This window comes from Streptomyces montanus (genome assembly GCF_005786655.1).
In the GTDB taxonomy this organism is placed as follows: Bacteria; Actinomycetota; Actinomycetes; order Streptomycetales; family Streptomycetaceae; genus Streptomyces; species Streptomyces sporangiiformans.
Genome location: NZ_VBZC01000012.1, coordinates 109,773 through 130,815 on the forward strand (window position 1 = coordinate 109,773; position 21,043 = coordinate 130,815).

At 67.9% G+C, this 21,043-nt stretch carries 21 protein-coding genes; 9 read left to right on the forward strand and 12 right to left on the reverse strand.

Annotated features, from left to right (window positions below; translation table 11 throughout):
* The first annotated feature begins 60 nt into the window (after positions 1–60).
* The 9 genes from FE633_RS13290 to FE633_RS13330 all read left to right on the forward strand — a co-directional run bounded on the left by FE633_RS13290 (position 61) and on the right by FE633_RS13330 (position 9,726).
* On the forward strand, positions 61–879 hold the full coding sequence (locus FE633_RS13290) for a hypothetical protein (RefSeq protein ID WP_246113594.1): 819 nt from the start codon (positions 61–63) through the stop codon (positions 877–879).
* 232 nt (positions 880–1,111) lie between these two features.
* Positions 1,112–1,852: a DUF8175 domain-containg protein gene (locus tag FE633_RS13295; protein WP_138045328.1), complete on the forward strand. Its 741-nt coding sequence runs from the start codon at positions 1,112–1,114 to the stop codon at positions 1,850–1,852.
* A 215-nt stretch (positions 1,853–2,067) separates the two neighbouring features.
* On the forward strand, positions 2,068–2,661 hold the full coding sequence (locus FE633_RS13300) for a hypothetical protein (protein WP_138045329.1): 594 nt from the start codon (positions 2,068–2,070) through the stop codon (positions 2,659–2,661).
* Between the two features lie 490 nt (positions 2,662–3,151).
* Complete coding sequence (locus FE633_RS47755) at positions 3,152–3,649, forward strand: hypothetical protein (protein WP_212747212.1); 498 nt, start codon at positions 3,152–3,154, stop codon at positions 3,647–3,649.
* Complete coding sequence (locus tag FE633_RS13310) at positions 3,646–3,972, forward strand: hypothetical protein (RefSeq protein WP_138045330.1); 327 nt, start codon at positions 3,646–3,648, stop codon at positions 3,970–3,972. The genes FE633_RS47755 and FE633_RS13310 overlap by 4 nt, the downstream gene beginning before the upstream one ends.
* A gap of 669 nt (positions 3,973–4,641) precedes the next feature.
* Positions 4,642–6,027, forward strand: coding sequence for a ParB/RepB/Spo0J family partition protein (locus FE633_RS13315; RefSeq protein WP_138045331.1), 1,386 nt, complete (start codon positions 4,642–4,644; stop codon positions 6,025–6,027).
* Positions 6,028–6,122: 95 nt separating this feature from the next.
* On the forward strand, positions 6,123–7,028 hold the full coding sequence (locus tag FE633_RS13320) for a ParA family protein (protein ID WP_171059928.1): 906 nt from the start codon (positions 6,123–6,125) through the stop codon (positions 7,026–7,028).
* A 267-nt stretch (positions 7,029–7,295) separates the two neighbouring features.
* Complete coding sequence (locus FE633_RS48320; protein ID WP_246113595.1) at positions 7,296–9,131, forward strand: DUF2637 domain-containing protein; 1,836 nt, start codon at positions 7,296–7,298, stop codon at positions 9,129–9,131.
* Between the two features lie 154 nt (positions 9,132–9,285).
* Positions 9,286–9,726 carry a hypothetical protein gene (locus FE633_RS13330; RefSeq protein WP_138045333.1) on the forward strand — a complete coding sequence of 147 codons (441 nt, stop codon included), beginning with the start codon at positions 9,286–9,288 and terminating at the stop codon, positions 9,724–9,726.
* A gap of 30 nt (positions 9,727–9,756) precedes the next feature.
* Here FE633_RS13330 and FE633_RS13335 read toward each other — a convergent pair whose 3' ends face one another.
* The 12 genes from FE633_RS13335 to FE633_RS13390 are packed head-to-tail and all read right to left on the reverse strand — an operon-like array spanning position 9,757 to position 21,023.
* Complete coding sequence (locus FE633_RS13335) at positions 9,757–13,227, reverse strand: LysM peptidoglycan-binding domain-containing protein (protein WP_138045334.1); 3,471 nt, start codon at positions 13,225–13,227, stop codon at positions 9,757–9,759.
* Positions 13,227–13,679: a TadE/TadG family type IV pilus assembly protein gene (locus FE633_RS13340; protein ID WP_138045335.1), complete on the reverse strand. Its 453-nt coding sequence runs from the start codon at positions 13,677–13,679 to the stop codon at positions 13,227–13,229. Before FE633_RS13340 ends, FE633_RS13335 begins: the two co-directional genes overlap by 1 nt.
* The gene (locus FE633_RS13345; protein ID WP_171059929.1) at positions 13,679–14,140 is read right to left on the reverse strand and encodes a TadE/TadG family type IV pilus assembly protein; all 462 of its coding nucleotides are present in this window, start codon (positions 14,138–14,140) and stop codon (positions 13,679–13,681) included. Before FE633_RS13345 ends, FE633_RS13340 begins: the two co-directional genes overlap by 1 nt.
* The gene (locus tag FE633_RS13350; RefSeq protein WP_171059930.1) at positions 14,137–14,562 is read right to left on the reverse strand and encodes a TadE/TadG family type IV pilus assembly protein; all 426 of its coding nucleotides are present in this window, start codon (positions 14,560–14,562) and stop codon (positions 14,137–14,139) included. The genes FE633_RS13345 and FE633_RS13350 overlap by 4 nt, the downstream gene beginning before the upstream one ends.
* Positions 14,562–14,777: a hypothetical protein gene (locus FE633_RS13355; protein WP_138045337.1), complete on the reverse strand. Its 216-nt coding sequence runs from the start codon at positions 14,775–14,777 to the stop codon at positions 14,562–14,564. Before FE633_RS13355 ends, FE633_RS13350 begins: the two co-directional genes overlap by 1 nt.
* Before the next feature lie 48 nt (positions 14,778–14,825).
* Positions 14,826–15,710, reverse strand: coding sequence for a type II secretion system F family protein (locus FE633_RS13360; RefSeq protein WP_138045338.1), 885 nt, complete (start codon positions 15,708–15,710; stop codon positions 14,826–14,828).
* Positions 15,707–16,630 carry a type II secretion system F family protein gene (locus FE633_RS13365; RefSeq protein ID WP_138045339.1) on the reverse strand — a complete coding sequence of 308 codons (924 nt, stop codon included), beginning with the start codon at positions 16,628–16,630 and terminating at the stop codon, positions 15,707–15,709. The genes FE633_RS13360 and FE633_RS13365 overlap by 4 nt, the downstream gene beginning before the upstream one ends.
* Positions 16,627–18,120: a TadA family conjugal transfer-associated ATPase gene (locus FE633_RS13370; protein WP_138045340.1), complete on the reverse strand. Its 1,494-nt coding sequence runs from the start codon at positions 18,118–18,120 to the stop codon at positions 16,627–16,629. Before FE633_RS13370 ends, FE633_RS13365 begins: the two co-directional genes overlap by 4 nt.
* On the reverse strand, positions 18,110–18,937 hold the full coding sequence (locus tag FE633_RS13375) for a CpaE/TadZ family protein (RefSeq protein ID WP_138045341.1): 828 nt from the start codon (positions 18,935–18,937) through the stop codon (positions 18,110–18,112). Before FE633_RS13375 ends, FE633_RS13370 begins: the two co-directional genes overlap by 11 nt.
* Positions 18,937–19,641, reverse strand: a complete 705-nt coding sequence (locus tag FE633_RS13380; protein WP_138045342.1) for an SAF domain-containing protein — start codon at positions 19,639–19,641, stop codon at positions 18,937–18,939. The genes FE633_RS13375 and FE633_RS13380 overlap by 1 nt, the downstream gene beginning before the upstream one ends.
* Positions 19,642–19,662: 21 nt before the next feature.
* Positions 19,663–20,595: an ATP/GTP-binding protein gene (locus FE633_RS48325; protein WP_246113596.1), complete on the reverse strand. Its 933-nt coding sequence runs from the start codon at positions 20,593–20,595 to the stop codon at positions 19,663–19,665.
* Entirely contained in the window at positions 20,589–21,023 is a 435-nt protein-coding gene (locus FE633_RS13390) for a hypothetical protein (protein ID WP_138045343.1), read from the reverse strand. Before FE633_RS13390 ends, FE633_RS48325 begins: the two co-directional genes overlap by 7 nt.
* Positions 21,024–21,043: the final 20 nt, after the last annotated feature.

A 21,043-nucleotide genomic window follows, 5' to 3' on the forward strand; every position in this document is an offset into this window, starting at 1 on the left:
TCGGGCCGATCCAGCTGCTTCACAGTCTGTGAATCCAGCCGATGCGGCACAATCACGACTGTGTCGACGTCCCGCAAGAAGCGCACCAGCAAGAACACCGCTGCTGCTGCGCCGCTCCAGAAGAAGCCGGTAACGGTAGGCCAGATCGACACATCAGCCCTGCTCGGCGAACTGCGCGCGGCGTACGCCAGGGTGGGCGCCCGGAAGATGCCCGACGAGTTGCTCGGCGCGCTGCAGTACGCCGAACGGCATCAGGCGAAAATCACGGATGTCACGGCGGCACGGAAGGCCGCGCTGACGAGGGTTCTGCTGTGGGAACATCTCCGCGAACAGACCATCGCGCAGGTCGACCGGCACCAGGCACGCGCAGTGGACGCTGCTCGGGAAGCCGGGGCGGAGTGGGCCGAGTTGGTGCGTCCGCTGGCCGTCGGTGCCCCCTCCGGTGCCTATAACAAGGCGAAACGCCTCCGCGCGGCCGACCTCACCGACTCCACTGGGCGCCCAGTTCGGCGCACCCCGGAGGCGGTGGACGCGGTCCTCGCATACCAGGCCGAGCAGGCCAGGGCCGCAGTGCGTCGGCAGGCCGCGGAGGAACGGCGGCGCCATCTCGTCCTCCGCGTCGCCCGTGAACTGCTCACGCACCGGGCCGAGCTGGCCGCCGATGAAGAGTGCGAGTACTGGCTCGGCGAGGCGGAGACCGTGCTCGCCGACTGCCGCACTCCCACTCAGCTGGTGTCACTGGCCACGTACCTGGAGGCCGCCGTGCGCCACATCCAGCGGCACGAGCAGCACACCGGGCAGCCGATCCCGGTCAGCGAAGCAGCAGCCGCAGCATATGCGGCAGCCCGCGCGCTCACCGCAAATGACAGCGGCGAGTAGCGCCCAGCGTCAGAGTCGATCTCTCGTTCTCCCGGAGCCGAGAGCCGCATCACCCCGAACAGAATCGACGGCATGAGCGAAAAGCACGGAACGTATGGCGCTGGCCTCCCCATGATCCTCTGTGGTCAATCACGCCCCGGGCGTGCCCAATTGCTCCGTAGACTGGTGGCCTCGCATCGTGCTGGCCATCGTCAAAGCGATTCTCTGACCAGGCCACCAAGGGGGAACGATCGTGTCTGCTGATCCACCGTCCGGCGAATCTCCGTCCAAGTCACGGCTGTTCATCGCTTCCGGCGTCTTCCTCGCCTTAGTGGTGCTGCTCGGCGGCTACGCCATTTATGTGGGCGACGGCGACACAGCTGACAAGGCATCCTCTGCTCCGAGCACCACGCCGAAGGCCCCGGCCCCACCTGCGGAATCCGACGACGGCAGCTGTCCCAAGCTGTCCGACACGGACACGTCCGTGTCGGACAACGCCCCCAAAGGCGTGACCTGGGAGCTGATTGACGGCTTCGCCCTACCCTCCTCCAAAACCTCCGGGCCGGGCCGGGTGGATGGGGACGTGGCCCACTGCTACGCGCACACCCCCACCGGCGCCCTCATCGCCGCCGTGCAGATCACGGGCCGTCAGCTGTCAGCCGACGACTGGGAATCGATCGTAGAGCGTCAGTGCGTCGGGGACGGTAAGGACTACTACCTGACCAAGCGCCGCAAGGTCGAGCAGGAGGAGGGCTCGCAGGCCCTTTCCGCAGACCAGCATGGCCAGGTGGCGGGCTACCGTTTCATCACCTACGACGACCGCACCGCCGTGGTTGACATCGTCTGGCGTGATAAGAACGGCGGCCTGGGGGCGGGCAGCGCGACCATGAAGTGGTCGGGCAGCGATTGGAAAAATGAGATCACGAAGACCCCGGCGGCTCCAGGCGGGGCAATCGACAGCCTGGCCGGATACACCGCGTGGAGTGGTGTCTGATGGCCTGCCCGAACGACATCCTCGATGTTCAACCCGGCCGCGGTGTGACGCCCGCACTGGAACATCACCAAGTGGAAGTACGGCGCGTTCGCGGAGCACGGTTTCACCGGCTGGCAAGGAGCCGCCGGCACGGCCGAGACCAGCTTCTGTGAATTCGAGTCGACTTGGGACGCTGCGCGAGAGACCCTCGACGCGAACCGAATCGAGGAGACAGGTTGATCACGGAGTACCAACAGCGGATACGAGAGCGCTACCTCGCCGCCCCCGTCATGGCAGCCCCGACGCCCTGGCGATCAGTCCAGGACCGCAGGATCCCCATCGGCGGCCTGCTCGGCATCGGCTTCGCTGTCCACCCGGTCACCGGCCACGAGCTCGTCATGGTCGTATCCCACAACGGACACGGACTCTTCGATGCGGTCACCGGCGAGAAGATCGCACGCGACCATGATCCCGACACCGCCACCAGCACACCGGACGCGCACCCAGACCTTGCCTGCCCCGGACTCGGCCCCGTCGCAGGCACCCCGGTCCGCATCTCCGGCCTATTCGGCGGCGGCCTGCACCGCACCACACCGGATGGTTGGACGCTGGATGTCGTCAGCCCCGACTGGCCTCACGACCGCGTCATCCTCTCCGCCGACGGCGGAGCACACCAGGGACCGCCGGGAGGCACCTGGTGGCACGTCTTCCACTCCAACTACTCGGAACTGCGCACTGCTGGCTTCTCCCCGTCCGGCTGCACCATGGCGGTCGCCACAAGCAGCGACCTCACCCTCTGGACTCGTCCGACGCCTCACACCGAGGACTGATCGGACACCAGGACGTGAAGTCCGGTGACCTTGCCATCCAACCTCGTCCGGCCAGGTCAGGCAGTAGTCCGACGACTAGGTTGGTTGTCAAAGGACAGCGTCGGCTGAACGATGCGCGCCTCTCCTGTCCCGTCTCAGACGATCTGGTCCCTGTCTCAGATGATTTGGTCCGATTCGTTGGCCGTCTCAGAAGCCATCCGGAACGTGACCGTTTGGTCCTTGTCCCGTCGCATCGAACCGTTGCTTGTCGCATTTGATCTGTGCGCCGACCTTGCGATGCGGGAGTCGGGACAGGTTTGAAAGAGACTGTGTCCCGCTGTGGGATGGCTCTTGTCTCGGTACAGGTGGCTTGTCGCAATCCAGTAGACATCGTCCTGGTGTGGTCGATGAGGGGGAGCCGCTGAGCGGCAGGAACGGGGCGGCTGGCTTCGAGGTGGCCTGGGTCCAGGCGGGTGTCGAGGTACGCAGACCGCTGGCGGAAGCGTTGGAGGTGACCTACGAGGAGATCGCTCGGGTACGGGAGGTCCCGTCGTACCGGGGGCAGGGGTACTTTCCCGGCCTGTACTGGGCGGCCACGATGCTGCGGCATGTGGGGTTCGAGTCGTGGCTGGAGCGCGATCACGCGAATCGCCATCATGGGGATATGACCAACCCGAACCTGACCACCGGCAGTATCTGGCGACTCCACCACGGCGAGCAGGAGATTGCCCGGCTGACCGTGACCGGTGCCGACATGCCCTGGACCCACGCCGAAGTCGAGACACTTTCTGGCTTTGAAGAGTTCCGTCCCCTCTTCGCTGAGCACGAGCGGGCTGTCGACGACGAGGAGTGGGAGCAGGCAGACGCCTGCTACACCCAGATCCGCAGTGAGCTCACCATGACGTTTCCCGACGGCAGCCCGGTCGCTGAGTTCATGCTGCACATCCACGACGACGGCACCGCCGGCTGGCGCTGGCACGACGAGCCCTTCGACACGGTGAACCAGTGACACGCTGGGTTCGCTGCTTCTGGGACGAGGAAGCCGTCTGTTTCTACTTCGAGTTGGACACCGATGGGTACGTGATCCGGCAAGTCGAGTTGCAGGAGCCCGGGAGCAAGGCATTGGCCGCTGCCTCGCTGGCCGAGTGGCAAGAAGCCGAAAGGGACGGTCGGCTGGCTGAATACGAGAGTGTCTACGGCCTGACCGCGGAACCACCTATCTCTGAGTGGGAAGGGCACGACCCGCAGTGGCTGGCGGCCAATGAGTTCGACATCGTTTGGTCGGCCGCCCGTCGGCAGCTCCAGGATCGGCAGCGGCGACTTCCTTCCTGAACGCATCCACTGCTGCGGTCCCTGATCAGGAAACTGCCATCTTGAGTGCGAAGCCGGGCCTCAAGCGGCTCGCCGTCCTGACAAGGCCCTTCTCAGGCGGCAGCACCCTCGCCATGATCCATGAGACTCCCCATCGGCACCGCCCACGGGGCTTCCGCGACGCCTCGTCATTCGCAGGCATCCGTCCGGACGGGACCAGATCAACCGAGACTTCCGGCGACGCGGCGTCTCAATTGGTCTGGCCGCCGCAAGTCACAGCCCCGGCCTCAGCCCAGATCATCTGAGACAGGACATCTCCATCCCGTCCGGTCTCAATCAACCCGAGGTGCGGGGCCCTTCGTGTTTGCGGACCGGGGCCCTACTCTTCGAGCCGCTGTCCAACCATGCGACGACTCCCCTGGCCCTCAGCGCAGTACGCGGCGCAGAGAGTGATCACTCGATCGAGTATTCCGACGGAATATCAGTCCTCCCAGGCCCGATGTACGGCTGGCTGGGTGCTGGGTACTGGGCGCGGGGACACAACGGGGCTATAGCTACCAAATATGGGCGTATGGATCGCTGTGAAGTCTCGGATATTCCGACGGAATACCGCCCCGTTGGCTAGGGGCTGGCCACTGGCCCGCTAGGGTCACCTCCAGTTAGCACCCTTTCGTCTCAGGAGCACCCCTCATGGCCGCTGGAGCTTCCGGGCCCACGATGACCTTCGGCAGGAAGAAGAAGACCCGAAGCATCTGGGACGACCCTGATGCCGTTGAGGTCGTCGAAATCCCCCTTGAGCAACTCCACCCCAACCCCTTCAACCCCCGCCTCGTCTACCGGGACGAGGACATCGACGAGCTCACCGAGTCGATCAAGGCAGAAGGCGGAGTCCTGCAGGACCTGTCGGTTGCTGAAGTAGAAGGGTTCCTCGAGTACTGGCGTGCCCGCCTCGCTGAGACGCAGCCAGAGAAGCTTGAGGAGTTGGAAGACAAGCTGGGATCGGTCCCGGCTGGCGACTACGTCACTCTGATTGGACACAACAGGAAGCTCGCACTGGCGCGGGCTGGCAAGGACACTGCGCCCTGCAAGGTCACCAACTCGAAGATCCCCAGGGCGCGGCTTCTCGGACTGCCGGAGAACATGCGGCGGATCCCGCTGAACCCGATCGAAGAGGCCTTGGGCTTCCAAGGAGCGCTCGACGACGGGATGCTGCAAGCGGAGGTCGCCGCGCAGACCGGATGCAAGCAGCCTCACATCTCGCGCCGGATCAAGCTGCTGAAGCTCGCCCCCGAAGTCCAGCAGGCTGTCATGGACGGACTCGCCGTCAGCGAGGCAGAGATCCTGCTCGACAGGCTCACCACTCCAGAGCAGCACCTGCAGGCCTGGAGGGTTATGAAGGAGGAAGGCATCAAGGCTGCCTTCGCCGCCGCGAGGGTACTGGCACCCTCGTCCCCAACGACACCCAAGCCCAAGGCCAAGCCCGCGCCCAAGGCGAAGCCGACTTCTGCCGTCCCGCCGCAGAAGACGAACTCCCCGGACGAGCAAGCACCCGAGGAAGCTCCAGCAGCAGACTCCAATCCTGAAGAGATCAAGCCCACCGGCTCTGATCACGGCGAAAAGCAGGCCGAGCAGACCAACCCCGACGGGCAGACCGAGCCGGAACCCGATCACAGCGTCGAAGCGGCACAACTGCGGGTCCATGCGTGCCGCACTGTCTTGGAGCTGGGAGTCCCCTCGAACCCCCGGGAGACTCTGCGTCTCCTGGCCCCTGCCCTTCTCGCATCCCCGAGCAAGGCCGCTCGGGAGATGGCCCACGAGTGGCTCCGGACAACTGCCAAGCCCATCGGGCCCGATGCAACGAGTCCGGACAAGTACTTCGCGGAGGTGTCCGCATCCGGCGACGCAAAGCTGACCGCTCACGTCGCCTTGGCCGTCGCCCTGGCCGTCGCCGAGCAGCGTGCCTCCGCCGCTAACCGCGCCTGGGACACCCAGGTCAGTGACTACCTCGCCCACCTCAAGTCCGCCGTCAACTATCAGCCCACCGACTGGGAGCTGGACCGCCTCGGCGGCAAGTGAGGCAGGCTCGTATTCCGTCGGAATACCGCTGACGCAGCGATCGCAATATTCCGACGGAATACGAGGGCGCCCCAGCACGACCCTCAGGAGAACCCTTGCCAACCTCCAAGACCACGAACGCGCCCGAAGCGCCGCGAATCTTCGCCTGCTCCGTCATTGCCGGTGGCGCCGGCAAGACCCAAGACGTCATCAACCTCGCCGTTGAAGCAGCCGGGCGAGGGCACTCCGTAGGCGTCGCCGACTTCGACCCCCAGCGCACCGCATCCCACATCCTCGGCTACCAGGACCCACCCGAGGGACAGCCGACCATCTTCGATGTTCTGCAAGGGAAGCACCGTCTCGAGGAAGCCGTCGTCCCGGCCCGCTACCGCATCGGTGAAGGCGAAGAAGACAGCGCGTTCCGCCGCATCCCCAATCTCGACCTCCTCCTCGGTACACCAGAGATGGCGGATGCCGAGGTCAACCTCGGGCTCGACCCCGCAGGTGTGCTGTGGCTGCAGAACGTCCTGGACGAACAGTTGCCCCAAGGGCGCTGGGACATCCTGTTCTTCGACTGCGGCCCGACACTCGGCATTCTCCTGCTGTCGATCGCCATGGTCGGCCCGGAGGTCATCGGGTGCATCGCCGACGAGTTCAAGTACATCATCGGCCTGCAAGATCTCGAAGACACCCTGGACAAGGGAGCGCGCAAGTTCCGCCGCTTCGGCTTCAAAACCGAAGTCCAGCACATCCTTGCCACCAACATCCCCCTGGACGCCCAAGGCAACATCCGGCGCAGCGGCGGAGCTGTCGCGGACGACGCCATCAAAGCCATTCGCAGCAACCCGGACTGGCACCCCAAACTGCTGCCCATCATCCGACGCAAGCAGCGCTTTAAGGACACCATCGTCACCCAGCGTCCGTTGCGGTTCCTTGACCCTCGCAACGAGGCACTTGAGGACATCGCTGCTGTGGCGGATGCCCTCGGGATCCAACGCCTCAACTCCACTCGGAAGCGATGAAGCGTATTCCGACGGAATATCGTGCATGCGGCGCCTGACCCCTCAGCCTGGGGCGGGCGCCGCACTGTTGGCCCGTAGGCAGGACAGCACGGACCACCAATGAGCGCAGACCTGCACACCGCCGCAGAGGGTCCTCAATGATCACTTTTCGCAGACGATCCACCGCGAACCAGCCGCCAGCCATCCCAACCCGCGCCCGGTCGTGGGAGTGTGAAAGCTGCCCAGGACGAGACGCGTTGGGGGAGTGGAACCAGAGTGGCCGCGCCTATGCAGCTCACAAAGACACACCGGATACTCATCGGGGTGGTCGTCTTCGGAGCGGTCATCATCGCCGGTATCGGCTTCGCCGGTTCCTACGCCGCCGTCCGTGAGCTCGCCCTGCAGAAGGGCTTCGGGAACTTCTCCTACGTGTTCCCGATCGGCATCGATGCGGGCATCTGCGTCCTGCTGGCCCTGGACCTGCTGCTGACCTGGATCCGTATCCCCTTCCCGCTGCTGCGCCAGACAGCGTGGCTGCTGACGGCGGCGACGATCGCGTTCAACGGCGCGGCCGCCTGGCCGGACCCGCTGGGCGTCGGCATGCACGCGGTCATCCCGATCCTGTTCGTCGTCTCGGTCGAGGCCGCGCGCCACGCGATCGGCCGGATCGCGGACATCACGGCCGACAAGCACATGGAGGGCGTACGCCTCACCCGCTGGATCCTCTCCCCGATCCCTACCTTCCTGCTCTGGCGACGCATGAAATTGTGGGAACTGCGCTCCTACGACGCCGTGATCAAACTCGAACAGGAGCGCTTGGTCTACCAGACCAGCCTCCGCTCACGCTTCGGCCGCGCCTGGCGCCGCAAGGCTCCAGTTGAGGCGCTGATGCCGCTCCGGCTGGCCAGGTACGGCGTACCGCTCGCCGAGACCGCGCCCGCCGGTCTCGCCGCCGCCGGCATCGATGAGCCGCCGATCCTCTTCACCGTCGAGCGGCTGTCCGCCCCCGTCCAGCCCGAAGGCCCCGCGCCCGAGGCCACGCCAGATCACGAGCCGGAGACAACGGAGCTGGAGAGCGCGGAGCCGCTTCCGGTGCAGGCTCCAGACGTAGCACCCGAGCGGCCACGTGAGCCTGAGGAATCCATCGAGGGAGACGCCGAGCGACTCGCTGAGGCCTACCAGGCCTTCATCGCGCAGTTCCAAGTCGAACCGTCCCCCGCGCAGTGGGCGTTCTGGCTCCGCGACGCGTACGGCATCTCCACGGGGACCGGCGGCCCGCTCTCCGAGGAGCAGGTACAGCCCCTGCTCCAGGTCCTCCAGAAGCGCTACGCACCGCACACCGAGGAGACTGCTGCCTCCGGGGCACCGCAGGAGACCGACCAGTCCTGGTACGACTACTTCTACAGCGCCTGGCTCAGCTACCAGCAGGAGCGCGGCGCCTACCCCGACGCTGCCGCACTAGCGGCTTACGTGTACGAGCGGGACACCATCACGGGCGATGGCGGCCAGCCCATCACGGGCGACGACTTGGAGAGTTTCCTCGCGAGCTTCCAGGAGCGCGAGTTCGGCCAGACCGAACCCTCCGGGGTGGGCACCGCTCCGGTCGAGCAGGAAGCCGACGAGTCGCTCCAGGAGGCGAACGACCCACAGCCGGAGCCCGTCGGCGCTCCAGCACAGGCAGCAAAGGAACAGCGCGGCCCCCGGGTTGATGCTCCCATCGACGAGCCGCGACAGCCCGCGGCCGGGGGAGGCGACCTCACGGCCTCTGACCGGTACTACCTCGCATGGATGGAGTACCAGGACCAGAAGGGGAGCGAGCCCAGCGACGAGCAACTGTCGGCCTACTGCGCAGAGAAGGGACTGCTCGGCCGCGGGAACAAGCCCATCAGCCCGTCCAACTTGCGCAGGCACTTCGTGCGCTGGCGCGTGTACAACGTCTGGGCCGAGCAGCGAGTGCGCACCGAAGTTCCTGCGCAGTCGGCCGTTGCGCAGGCATGCGCAGACCGGGGGATCACCGCCCAGTACAACCGCCCCATCACCCCCGCTTACGTCGCCGAAGAGTCCGAGGATTTCGAGCGGCGCTGGCAGGCACTGACCCGCCACCACGCCGATGCGCAGCCCTAGACCGCCGTGTGCACCGTGCGCATCGGTAGCCCCTTCAGTCTGCGTAATCAGTAAAATCCCTGATCAGCAGCACAATGCGCAGCCCAAGCGATCACTGCGCAGCCCTGCGCGCTGCGGCGTTGCGCAACCATCGTCCCTACAGAGGAGGACACCCGTGCGAGCCCTGCGCATCGACCCGGACGCCACCGTCACAGACATCCACCTCCCCGAGCCCGATGCGCAATCGGCGATCCGGGAACACGTCGGCTCCCCCGACGCCGTCGACCAAGGGGCGTACCACCGACGGGCCGTACTGCACATCCACGGCACCGGCCGGCAAGTCGGACTCCCGCAGAACCTGGCCGCATGGGCTTTAGCGAGTGCCTGGCGCGGCATAGCCCTGTACCCACTGGCCGGGACCATCGTCGTCACGGGCCGCACAGCGACCGGCGACGTGACAGCACTCGACGACGACTTGGTGCAGCACGCGAAGGCAGTTACGCAGACCGTTCGGGAAACGCTGGCGCAGTGGCGTTCGCGGCCTCCCGCCTCCAACGAGGCCGCCATCAGCGAACTGCTCGCGTACGCAGCCCACGACGTCACCCACAGCCAGTAGTGACGCGCTGCGCATCTGCGCACCCCTCGGCTACAGGGCCGTGCGGGCCGCCCCGCCCGAGCCGTTGAGCAGCTCGTTGATGAGCTGCTCGGTCTCCATCTCAAGTGAACAGTCCAACGCCCGATTGACCTGCTGGACGCGGGCAATGGCGGTGTGCAGCCCCGAGCGGTTCCCCGCCGCGGCCTCGATCCTCATCCCGTCCCGATATAGCAACTCCGCCGTGTCGTCGACATCGAGACCGGTTGCGACGGCCTGGCGGGCCGCGCTGAGGTCCTGGTGCGGACCCACGGGGGTGCGATAGGTGGCCACGGTGTGCGCCACATCGATGATCCGGGTGGTCATCTCCTGCTGGTAGGGCTCAGCCCAGGGCAATGCCTTGCCTCCGAACGGTCGGCCCCGCACCAGAGCGAGTGCCCTCTCCAGATCTGTCAGACCGGACGGGCCCAGAGGCAGCGCGCGTTCGACGAGCTGGAGGAAGCGGGTCCAGTCGCAGCGCACGCCGGGGGAGAGCCGGTAGGGGTCCTCGCCGGACTTGCGGCGAGGCACGTAGGGGTTGCCGGCGGGGTCGTTGCCCAGGGAGCGACGCAGGCCCTGCACGCGGGCGTTGAGAGTACTCAACGACCAGGGGCTGATGGGGTCCATGTCAGAGCACAGAACGTCCGCGTTCCGCCCGGGACGAAAATACAACAAGGCGGCGAGCTGTGCGATCCGCGGGCCGTGGCCGGTGCTGTCCACACCGGTCACCGCGACCGGGCCCAGGATTCGGATCTCCGGCGCGTGCAGATCGTGAGCCTCGCCCTCATCCGCCTCCGGCACCGTGCCTTCCTCAACGGTGTCCCCGCCGTCGTCGGACTCTCCGGCCACCGTGGCCTCCCCGGCCTCTGGTGCCCTCGGGGCAGGGGGCACCGCCGTTTCGGCACCCGGATCGTCTTCGTCCTCGGCCTGAGTCGACGTCTTGGCGGGGGACAAAAGGCGGAGCCCGGACGGATCGCTGGTGGCGGCGAGCAAGGCCGGGAAGACCTCGCCGCTCATGTCGGCCGCCGGCGTCAACGAAGGGCTCGTGTCAGCGTCCGTCGCGGGCGCGGCGGACTCCTCCGGCGCGGTCGGCTCAGCCCCGGGCACGTTGTCAGGCTCGTCTGGGACGTCCTCCCAGGGCCCCTCGGCCGGGTGGGCTGGCTGCGCCGACACCTTCAACGCAGCGGTGATCTGCAGGTAGGAGGCGTGCTCCAGGCGCTGCACCGTGATCTCGGTGCTGGCGTAGTCGAGGTGCTGCGGTTCGCTAAGTGAGGCGTTGAGGATCTCCGCTTCGGGGAAGTGCCCGGCCGCCGTACTCGCCGGGGCGATCAGGGTGACGGGAACTGTCCCGGCCTTGTCGATGACGTCGGCGAACTCCCAGGCTGTGTCCGCGTCGAGCGAGGACACGCACAGCAGCAGGTAGGGCTGATGGCTGGTCTCGGGCATCTGGTGTGCTTCCAGCAGCCGTTCGCTCAGATCGCGCAGCGCGTGGGTGGCGTGGCGCATGTGGGCGATCCGTGCGGTGGGCAGCAGTTGCGGCAGGTCCTCGCCGAACCCCACCGTGACGACTTCGACTTCGCTCGCCCACGGGCTCATCCCAAGCTCGAGGGCGAGCGAGGTGCACATCTCGGTGATGTGGACCGGGTTGCCGTCCAGCAGCACGGCGGGCACCTGGCCGAGGTTGAGCAGCAGCAGGTCGCCCGCCTCGGTGCTGCCGATGGTGACCAGCCCCGGATACGGCGCTGGTACATCGCGGGCGGCCTCCTCATCCAAGAGGGCGGCGTCGGCGGCCAGGACCCACCATCCGCCCTTCCCGGAGACGAAGGGCGCCTGCGGCCCTTGGGCGAGATCCTCGGGAAGCACCTCCACGGCGCGGGCACCGATCCGTGCGGCCCGCAATGGCGGCAGGTCCGCAGCGCCTTCCTGCTGGGCCAACTGGTGGGCCAGAGTCCGCAGGGCCACGTCCAGGCGAGCTGCACCGCCCGGTTCGGCGGCCGCCGCCAACTGGGCCTCGGCCGGAGAGGTCTCCGACGCGATGGCGATCTTCTCGCCCGGCTGGCGGCGGCGGCGCTGCAGCGTCCTGCGCAGCGCGAGAGCCCCGGTGATGGCGGCGGCTAGCAGCGCGCCCGCTCCGAGAACGGTGCGCAGGTTCAGCGGACTGTCGGCCGGAGCCGACGTCGGCGTCTCGGACGCCGCAGTGGCGGGGGAGGAGGCAGCGGTAGCGGACGGCTCAGCCGACGCCGACGGCGCAGAGGGGGAGGCGCTGGTGCTGGGCTGGGCCGTCGCGGAAGGAGAGCCCTGTTCCTGCCCGGGCTGCTGGGCGGGACGGCTGCTCGCCGCGCTGGGGGCCGACGATTCTGGCGCGGGCGCCGTGGTGCTGCCCGGCGCGGGTGCCTGCTCATCCCCCGTGTCCTTGCCCGGCTTCTGCTCGCCATCTGGCTTCTGCGTGGCCGGGGGAGTGGTCTCCTGGTTGTCCGTCTCGTCGCCGTGGTTGCTGTCGTGCGGCGGCTCGTGCTGGTCGGGCTTGGCGCCGGGCACTGTGACCTGCTGTCCCGCGTAGACCACATTCGGGTCGGAGATGGCGGGCAGGCCGTCCGGCTGCGGCTTGCCCCGGCTGGCCTCGAACAGCTGAGGCCACTCGTCGCCGTCGCCGAGCTCTTCTTCCGCGATCTTCGACAGGTAGTCGCCCGAGTGGACCGTGACGACGCGCGCGCTCTCCTCGGCAGTAGCCGGGGCGCTGTCACCCAGCTGCGTACGGACGCCTCCCGCCGCTTCGGAGGAATCCGGCATCTGAAGCTGCCAGCCGGGCTGCAGAAAACTGTTGGCCTTGAAGACCTGGCCGTTGGCCATCACGCGGCCCTCGTTCAGGGCGGAGATCTCCCGCCACCGCTCGCCGTCCCCCAACTCCCGCTCGGCGATGCCCCACAGGCTCTCAGCCGGCCGCGTCTCGCGCACCGTGTACGAAGTACGGGACGCCTGCTTGCGCGCGGCAGACGGCGCGGCCGGATCGGCTTCAGCGGCCTGCGAGGCCTGCGAGGCTTGGGCCGGGCCGGGAACGCGAGCAGAGGTGGTGACCGGGGCCGCCTGAGCATCGGAAGCCAGGGCCGAACTCGTGGGCAGCAGCACCAAGATGCTGCCGATCAGGAGAGCCGCGGCGCGCTGTGAGGAGCCCAGTCCTCGCGGGGCGTGCCAGGTCCGGCCCCGCAGCTGTGCGAACAGCTCGCGTACGGCGCAGAACGTGAACTGCATCCACCCGATCCAGCCCACCGCGACGAGCAGCAGCAGGAACGCGGCCCCCGTGTCCTGCCGGTCCAGCAGGTGTGCGAGGTCGTCGTGGCTGGCCTCCCAGATGACCGGGGTGACCCAGGCCAGCAGCAGCGGCAGCCCCGCGACCGCGGCAGCCAGGACCAGCAGACTCAGTACAGCCTTGATGATCCGGCCCAGGGTGCGGGCAGCCGCTGCGGCGGGCGAGGGGGTGGTGCGCATCAGTTTCCTTCGGGAGCGGTGACGCCGTGCAGGAGGGTGGCCTTGCCCTGGCCGGTCACCGACAACGAGCCGATCCCAACCACCGGCAAGAACTTCGTGTCGTACGTGCCGGTGACGTTCACGTTGAGGGTCTTGCCATCACCGGACACGCTGACCGTGCCGGTGGCGCCGGCCGAGTGCAAGTACGCCTGGGCCGCGGCCTGGGCATCCTGCGGATCCACGACGATCGCGTCGCCGCTGATGGCCTCGGCGGGGTCGATCGCCTGCCCGCCTGCCCGGGCGGCCTCGCCGGCGATGTAGTCGGCGCGTTCGGTGGCCCGCATCTTGCTGCCGCCATCGACGGCGACGCCGATGAGGCCGATCAGTGCGAGGACGCACACAGCTACGAACACCGTGACGCCTCCCCGGTCATCCCACCGTTCCGGGATCAGCCCCATCTGCCGGAAGATCATCAGTCACCTCGCTGCCTGTACTGATCCACAACTGAGGTCGCTGTCGACGTGAGAGTCCGGGCCCCTGGCACGCCCGGCAGCAGTAGATCCGACAGATTGACCGTGCAGTTCACGGTCGCGGTGACCGTCCCTACCTGGCCCACCGGCACGCTGAGGCCACTGGTGTTGATGCTGACGCTGGTCGACGCGCACGTGATGCCCTGGTCGTTGAGCGACTCGGTGGCCGCCGCGTGCGCGGCACCCTGGGCGGCCCCCGCCGTACGGTGAATGGACGCCTCCCTGGCCGCATCTTCAGCTGCCGCGTCGATCTTCGAGCCAGAGGTGACAAGGCGTCCCCCGGCGATAGCCAGACACAGGAACATGATCAGCGACGGGAGGATGATGGCCGCCTCGATCGCGGCGCTGCCCTCATCGCTGCGCAGCCTGCGAGCCCAACGGGCCGTGTATCGCACGTCGTTCACCCTCCCGGGACCGTCCAGCGCTCCACCGGGCCGGACGCCGACTGGGTGACCTGCAGACCCGAAATACCCGGGATCATCGACATGGCCGTCCCGGAGACCTGTACCCGCACCCGCTGCCCATTGCTGCCGGCACTGACGCTGTAACCGCGCAGGCTGTCACCCGCGACGCGCCCCAGCACATCCCGTGCCTGGGCAGCGCCGTTGGCCGGGCTCGACTGGTACGCGCGGGCTGTGGTGAGGCCCTCGCGGGCAGCGGTCAAGGCGATCTGCCGTGCGTAATACCACATCGAGGCTTGGATAACGGCCACCGTGGCGAGCAGCACGAACGGGAAGATGATCGCCATCTGGATGGCGGTGTCACCGCGGTCGTCGCGCCATCTTCGCCCCTGCCACCAGTCCTTGAGCCGCTCCGGAGGAGACATCACAGCCCGTTGAGCTTGCCGTTGTACTTGGCGATCACGATGGTGATGGTTCCGGCGATCAGTACGGCGCCGGTGATGGAAGCCACCCAGATGATGACGGTGGTCGTGCTGATGTCGCCGCGGTCCGGACGGCGCTTGGCCTCCTCCAGGCTCTCCTGCAGACGCGTACTCAGCCAGTGCACCGCACGGTAGGCGCGGGCTGTGGTGTGGTTCATGATCTGAGCTCCTTGCTCCCTCAGAGGATCAGCAAAGTCGGGATGGTGTTAGACGGTGAACATGCGGATGACCGCGGGAAACGCCATCAGCAACATGACCAGCACGGCGAGGAGAGCGCCGGGGGCGGTCATCTTCTCGCTGACGGCGTTCGCCTCCGCGGACTGATCGGCCAGCAGTTCGGAATTGAGCGCTGCGGTACGGGCCCGCAGCGCCTTGTAGATGGCGGCGCCATCGGTGGCCGATCCCCGCATGATGTCGGCGACGTCGTCCAGGACAGGGAGGTCGTACTCGTCGGCGAGTTCTGTAAGTGCTTGGTAGGGCGGGATCTTCTCCAGCCGGGCCCTGCGTAGCGCGCCCTGCAGATAGAGGAAGGGCCAGCCGCGGCCGACCTCGGCGGCCTTCTCCAGCGCCTCAGCGGGGCCGGCGTCGGCCGCCCGCTTGAGCGCCACCAGATCCAGGTAGGCGGACAGGGCGTGTGCGAACTCCTCCCGCGCCCGCTTGGCCTGGTCGCGGACCGCGAGATCCGGGGTGATGAACAGCAGTCCCGCGATGAGAAGTCCGACGCCGGCGGGTACGTAGAACGGCAGCGAGACGCCCGCGATGATCCACGGAATCGTCGCGATCACCGGGCAGAGCAGGCCCATGGCTGCGAGCGCGGTCTTTTTGAGCATGAACTGGCCCGGCCCCTGCCCCAGCAGGGCCAAGTTGGTGGTCGGGATCCGTACGCCGGGCAGGCGCTCGAGGCGGGCCAGCAGCCACCGGCCCCACTGCTCTTCGCGATCCAGTTCCGGCTCGGGCATGGTCAAAGTGGCCGGGGCGCTGCGCTGCAGGGCCAGCCCCAACGCGGGCTGGGGACGCAGGAGCTCCCGCACCAGCAAGGCGAGGCCGGCGCCGACCGAACCGCCGGTCAGGACGACGGGAAGCAGGTTCACGAGGTGACTCCTTCCAGCTCCCTCGCTGACGCGGACAGCCGTACGGTGCTGGACGGGTCGGTGATCAGGAAGCGCGGGATGCGGCGGAAGGCACCCAGCTGCCGCATCAGGGCGAGCACCCCGATGAAGCCGGCCGTCAGGAAGGCGAGCACGAGCTGACCCAGCAGCGTGGAGTAGGGCTTTGTGTAGGAGGGCACGAAGAACCCGGCCACCACGACGCCCACGGTGATGATGGTCATCCACCGCACGGTGGTCCGCGGCTTCGCCCTGTCCGCCTCGATGGCGCGCTTCTTGGCGACCTCGTCGCGGACCGTTCCCGCCAGGTCCTCCAGCGCCTGAGCCAGGCCCGGGCCGCGGTCGTTGACGGACAGGATGAGCGCGGCGATCACCTTGTCCGCGGTGACGTCGTTCAGTTCCTCGGCGAACGCGCGTAGCGCTCCCTCCGGCCGCCAGCCCAGACGCAGCCGGTCGGACAGATTGATGATCTGCGGGGCAAGCTCGTCCGGTGCACCCTGACGGCTGGTGACCATCGCCTGTTCCAGGCCCATGCCCAGCCGGAGCAGACCGGCCAGACGCTGAGTCCACTCGCTGAGGGCCTCCAACTGGCCGATGCGTTCCTGCGCCATCTGCGCGGGGCTGATCAGCCAGGGCACGCCGATGACGGCCGCGCCCAGCAATGCACCGCCCACGAAGTTCCCCGAGACCAGCCACACGGCCACGAAGACCACGACCGCCAAGGCCGCGAGGGTCCGACGACGCAGCCGCACATCCTCGCCCTGGTCCTTCCCGGCGCGCAAGGCCTGCCACCGCTGCCGCAGCGGAGCCCTTCGCGGCGCTGTAGTGCCCACGAGACCTGTCACGACGCCGATCAACCCGCCGACGACGGCTATGCCGCTCAGCAACCCCCACAACAGGGTCATCGGCTCACCCCCACCTTCAGCGGCAACGGCGCCTGCCAAGCCCCGTACGGCTGCTGCAGCAGGGCGGAGTCGAAACCGACGCGACGCAGGTCGTCGCTGCAGCCCGGGTCCATCCGCGGCACCGCGCGCAACTCGCCGAACTCGGCTCCGGGGGAGAAGACCGTGTTGGTGGCGGGACGGCCGTTCTCACCGATCCCGGTCAGCTCCAGGACGTGGGAGACGTAGCGGTGACGATGGCCGCCGATCTGCGTCTCATCGGTCATGTCGACGTACACGATGAAGTCCAGGCCATTCGCCGTCTGCCGGTAGGCGAGCTGCTCGGACAGGTTGTCCTGGGCGAGCGCATACAGCTCGGCGATCCGGTCGAAGATAATGTCCGGGCGCCGGGCATGGATCGTGCACAAGTTGCCGCCCGAACCGTTCGTCAGCGCCTGCATCATCGCCACGACTTCCGGGCCCCGGACCTCGCCAACCACGATCCGCTCCAGCGACATCCGCAAAGCGGGATGCATCAGGTCCAGCAGCGTGACCTCGCCGGCGCCCCGTCCGGTGACATCCTTCTCCCCGTTGGACTCACGGCCCACCAGAGAGACAACCTGCCGGTGGTAGCCGTTGGCGTGGGCGAACAGCTCGTCCTCGGTCTGGATGGTCGCGAACCGGCACTCCGGGTCGAACTCCTTGAGCATCGCCCGCAGCAGCGTGGTCTTCCCGGCCTTCTGCTTCCCCGCGATCATGATGTTCTTCTCCGCGCGCACGCACGCACCGAGGAAGTCGCGCAGGATCGGGTCGATCGTGCCCAGCCGGACGAGGTCGTCGAGGCCGGCGTGGGAGACCCGGTGCCGGCGGATGACCGCATACGTCATCGGGCCCAGCCCCGTGATGGCCTGCAAGCGGGAGCCGTCCTGCAGGGACAGGGCGAGGGTCGGGTTCGCGGTGGAGATGGTGCGCTCGTTGTGCCCGGACCCCCGGGCCAACTCCCGCAGCAGCTCCAGCAGTTCCTCTTCCGAATCCGCGATCGGCCCGACCATCCGGCGCTCGCCGTCGCCGTAGTCGAGCCACACCTGGTCCGGGCCCTGGATGATGATGTCCTCGACCCGCTCATCGTCCAGGTACGGCTGGAGCCGCCCGGCCCGAAAGAGCAGGTCATAGACGGCATGCCGCAGTGCTTCATCCTCCTGCGGCGCCATCGCCTGGGCGTCCGACCACAGCGCGACCGCCTCGTTGATCCAGTCCAGACAGCGCTGCTCTTCGCTGGCCCGGTCCATATCAGGCGTCGTCTTCAGCAAGTCCTCGCGCTGCTTGGCGACCTGGCCGGCGATGTGCCGGGCCACCTTGTAGTCGACGGTGACCTGAGGGGTGGCGGTGCCGAGCGCGTGCGTACTCGAGGCAGCACCGGCAGGCGTGCCGTTCGCCTGGCGGGGCCACGCCTGCTGGGGGCGGCCGGGCGGCGGAGACACGATGGGATCGTTATGCAAGGGCCTACCGCGCACGGGTTACCTCCCCGCCTGCGGCAAACGTGCCGTGTGGATCGAGGCGGGCCCGGCGCACAGCGGCCCGCTGGACCAGCAGGGCGCTGCCCGTCCTGGCTGCCTTCATCAGCGCTGACTTGGTGAAGTGGCGCGGCTGCTCACTACCGTCGGACAGCACGCGGGCGTCCTTCGGCGCGTACGGCAGGGTCGCCACCACCGGGACCCGCAGCACCCGCTGCACCTCACCCGCGGGATACGGCCCCTCGTTGATCATCAGCACGCCGACGTCACCGACCCGCTCCTCCAGCGCGCGCACCCGGCCCTCGGCCGCTTGCAGGCAGCGCAGGGTGTTGCGCACCACGACGACCACTGCGTCGGCCTGCTCGGCCAATACACCGGACGGGCCAAAAGCTCCGCGGCGGCCGAGATCGATCAGGATGTCGTGGCCGTGCTCGGCCTCGATGCCGCGGAAGATGACACCCAAGGCTTTCCACACCGAGCCCAGGCTTGCTGACTGCGCGGGGTCGGTGATGCCCGGCAAAAGCAGCCGGTCGCGCGGCGACTGCTTCTTGCCCTCCTCGCCGCCCAGGTCGATCAGCTGACGCCAGAAGGCATCGCCGAGGTCGCCTTGGCGGGCGGCGACCGAGAGGTTCCGCAGCCCGTACCGGTCGCCGAGCGTGCCCTGCAACAGCCCGTGCAGCACAGCCCCGCCGTCCGGGTCGCACTCAGCCAGGACCATCCTCCGGCACGGCTCCAGCGGCCACGACAGCATCAACGCGAGAGCGCTCGTGGTCACGCCGGGCGAGCCACTGCATCCGGCCAGCGCGATGACAGCCATCAGCTGCCGTCCGGAGCAGCGAGAACCAGCTTGAGCGTGCCGGCCGACACCCAGGCGGCGGCGGTGGGGCCGTCGGTGGCGGAGGTGGCGACGTCGACGACCACGATCCCGGTGCCGGGGGCGGCCTTGGAGGCCTTCACGACCCGTCCGTCGATGGTCTGCGGCGCGGCGTCGGATGTCGTGCCCGTGTCTGTCGCGCCTTGGGCCGGGACATGGACCAATTCCACCTTCTGGCCCGGCACCAGTGCGGTGGCTGGAACCTGTTCAGGCTTGAGCCCGATCGGGACCAGCTGTTCCCCGGCCTTCACTAGGGAGTCCTTCGTCACCTGCGACGGCGCCAGGAGGGAGCCGGGCTTGAGCTCCACGGCCGCCCGCTTGCCCACCACCGAGTCCACGTCGTTGGCACGCACCGCCTTCACGGCCGGGTCCAGGGCGGCGGAGGCCTTGCCCAGGTCGTCCTGGGTGAGAACCTGGCCGACCGGCACATCGCGCACCACGGTCACCACCTCGGTGCGATGGCCGACCTGAAGCAGCAACACGGCGACCCCCGCCCCGCCAGCGGCGATCAGCGCCAGCGACAGGGCGATGACACCCGGGCGTCGCCTGCGGGCGGACACCCGCGGGGGAGCCACCGGGCCGGCCACGCGCCCCTGTTGGAGGCCGTTCGAGCTGGCTGCGTCTACACGTTCTTGGGTCTTGCTCACCGTTCTGTCCTTCCGGCGGCGTTACCTGACGACCTGGACTTCGCCGATCGCCACCTGCATCTGGGACTGCTGGGTCTGAGTGAGCTGGCCGTTCTGCCCGCCTCCGCCGGCAGTGACCTCCCAGTCGATCGACCACGTTGAGGTCGCGGTCACCTGGTACTTGCCGCTCTGCGTACCGGCCGACGTCTTGGCGTAGAGGTGGCCGCAGGTCGGGGACTCTGACATGCCGGCGGAGGCCTGGTAGGCCGTGCCCGGGCCGTGGCACGTAACCGTGGCACCGTCGCCCATCTGCCAGACGATCTGAGAGACCTTGGCTGTGGCCGTGACGGTCACTCCGCCGGCAGACGCCGACGCGGACTGGGGCCCGTACGTGGTCGCGCTCTGGTTGACCCACATCCACATCGGCACGCCCACGGTGTACTTCCCGGCCGCCCGCGGGCTGGCGATGTCCGGGCCCAGAAGCCGCATCTTCTTCACGGCCTCCCGAGCCAGCACCTCCGGATCAACCGCCGCGCCTCCGTTGGGCGGCTGCGCGAACCACTGTGAGGTCATGTTCGGGTTGTCGGGGCAGTACGCGTCATACACGGCCCCGTCCGCGGGATCGTGCCCCTCCCATCGGGGATCGCCCGCCGGCGGCTGAGGATCGGCCTTCTGGAAGTAGCAGTTGCGGCCGTTGACCCAGTAGCCGTAGCCCTTCAGGTAACAGGGCACCGGGTTGTTGCCGACTCGGTCGTCGTAACACTTGGGCTTGCTCGTTTTGCCGTCGGAGGCCTGCTCGCTGTCACCGCCCTCGCCCTTGCCCGGTGTGGTGACGGTGTCGTCGGCGACTACCCGGCAGAAGCCCTTTTCATCGCAGACGACCTTGCCGCCGTCGGCATATGCGGTGGCTTCCGCGGACACTAGGGCGAGCAGTGCGGCCAGCGCGGCGCCCGCCAGGGCGCGCCGGCTCAGCATGTCTTCTCCTTGTCCGCCTTCTCATCGGTGACCAGCCACCGGGACCTCTGCTGTTGAAGGTTCGCGGTGATGGTGTAGCGCTTGACCTGGTTGGGCGGAGCGACGCTTTTTCCTGTCTTCTTGTCAACCGGCTTCCAGGTGTTCGTGTCGAAGCACACCTGCAGGGAGGCCCGTTGAGGCTTGCTGGTGGTGTCGAGCGTCACGTCGTCCTCGGCCGCGATCACCTTGGGCTCGCCCTTGACGACGATGCCGTTCTGCATGTTGACGAAGACCGCGTCCTTCACGTCCCGCAGTGCCTTGCCGGTGGCGTACTTGGTGATGTCGCTCCCGGCGAGAGAAGACTTCGCGTAGGCCTTGGCCTGCTCATCGGCCATGCTCTGATAGGCGGCGATGACCGCCTTGCGGGCCTGCGCCTCGTCGGCGGACACGGTCTTCGTGGGAGCTGCAC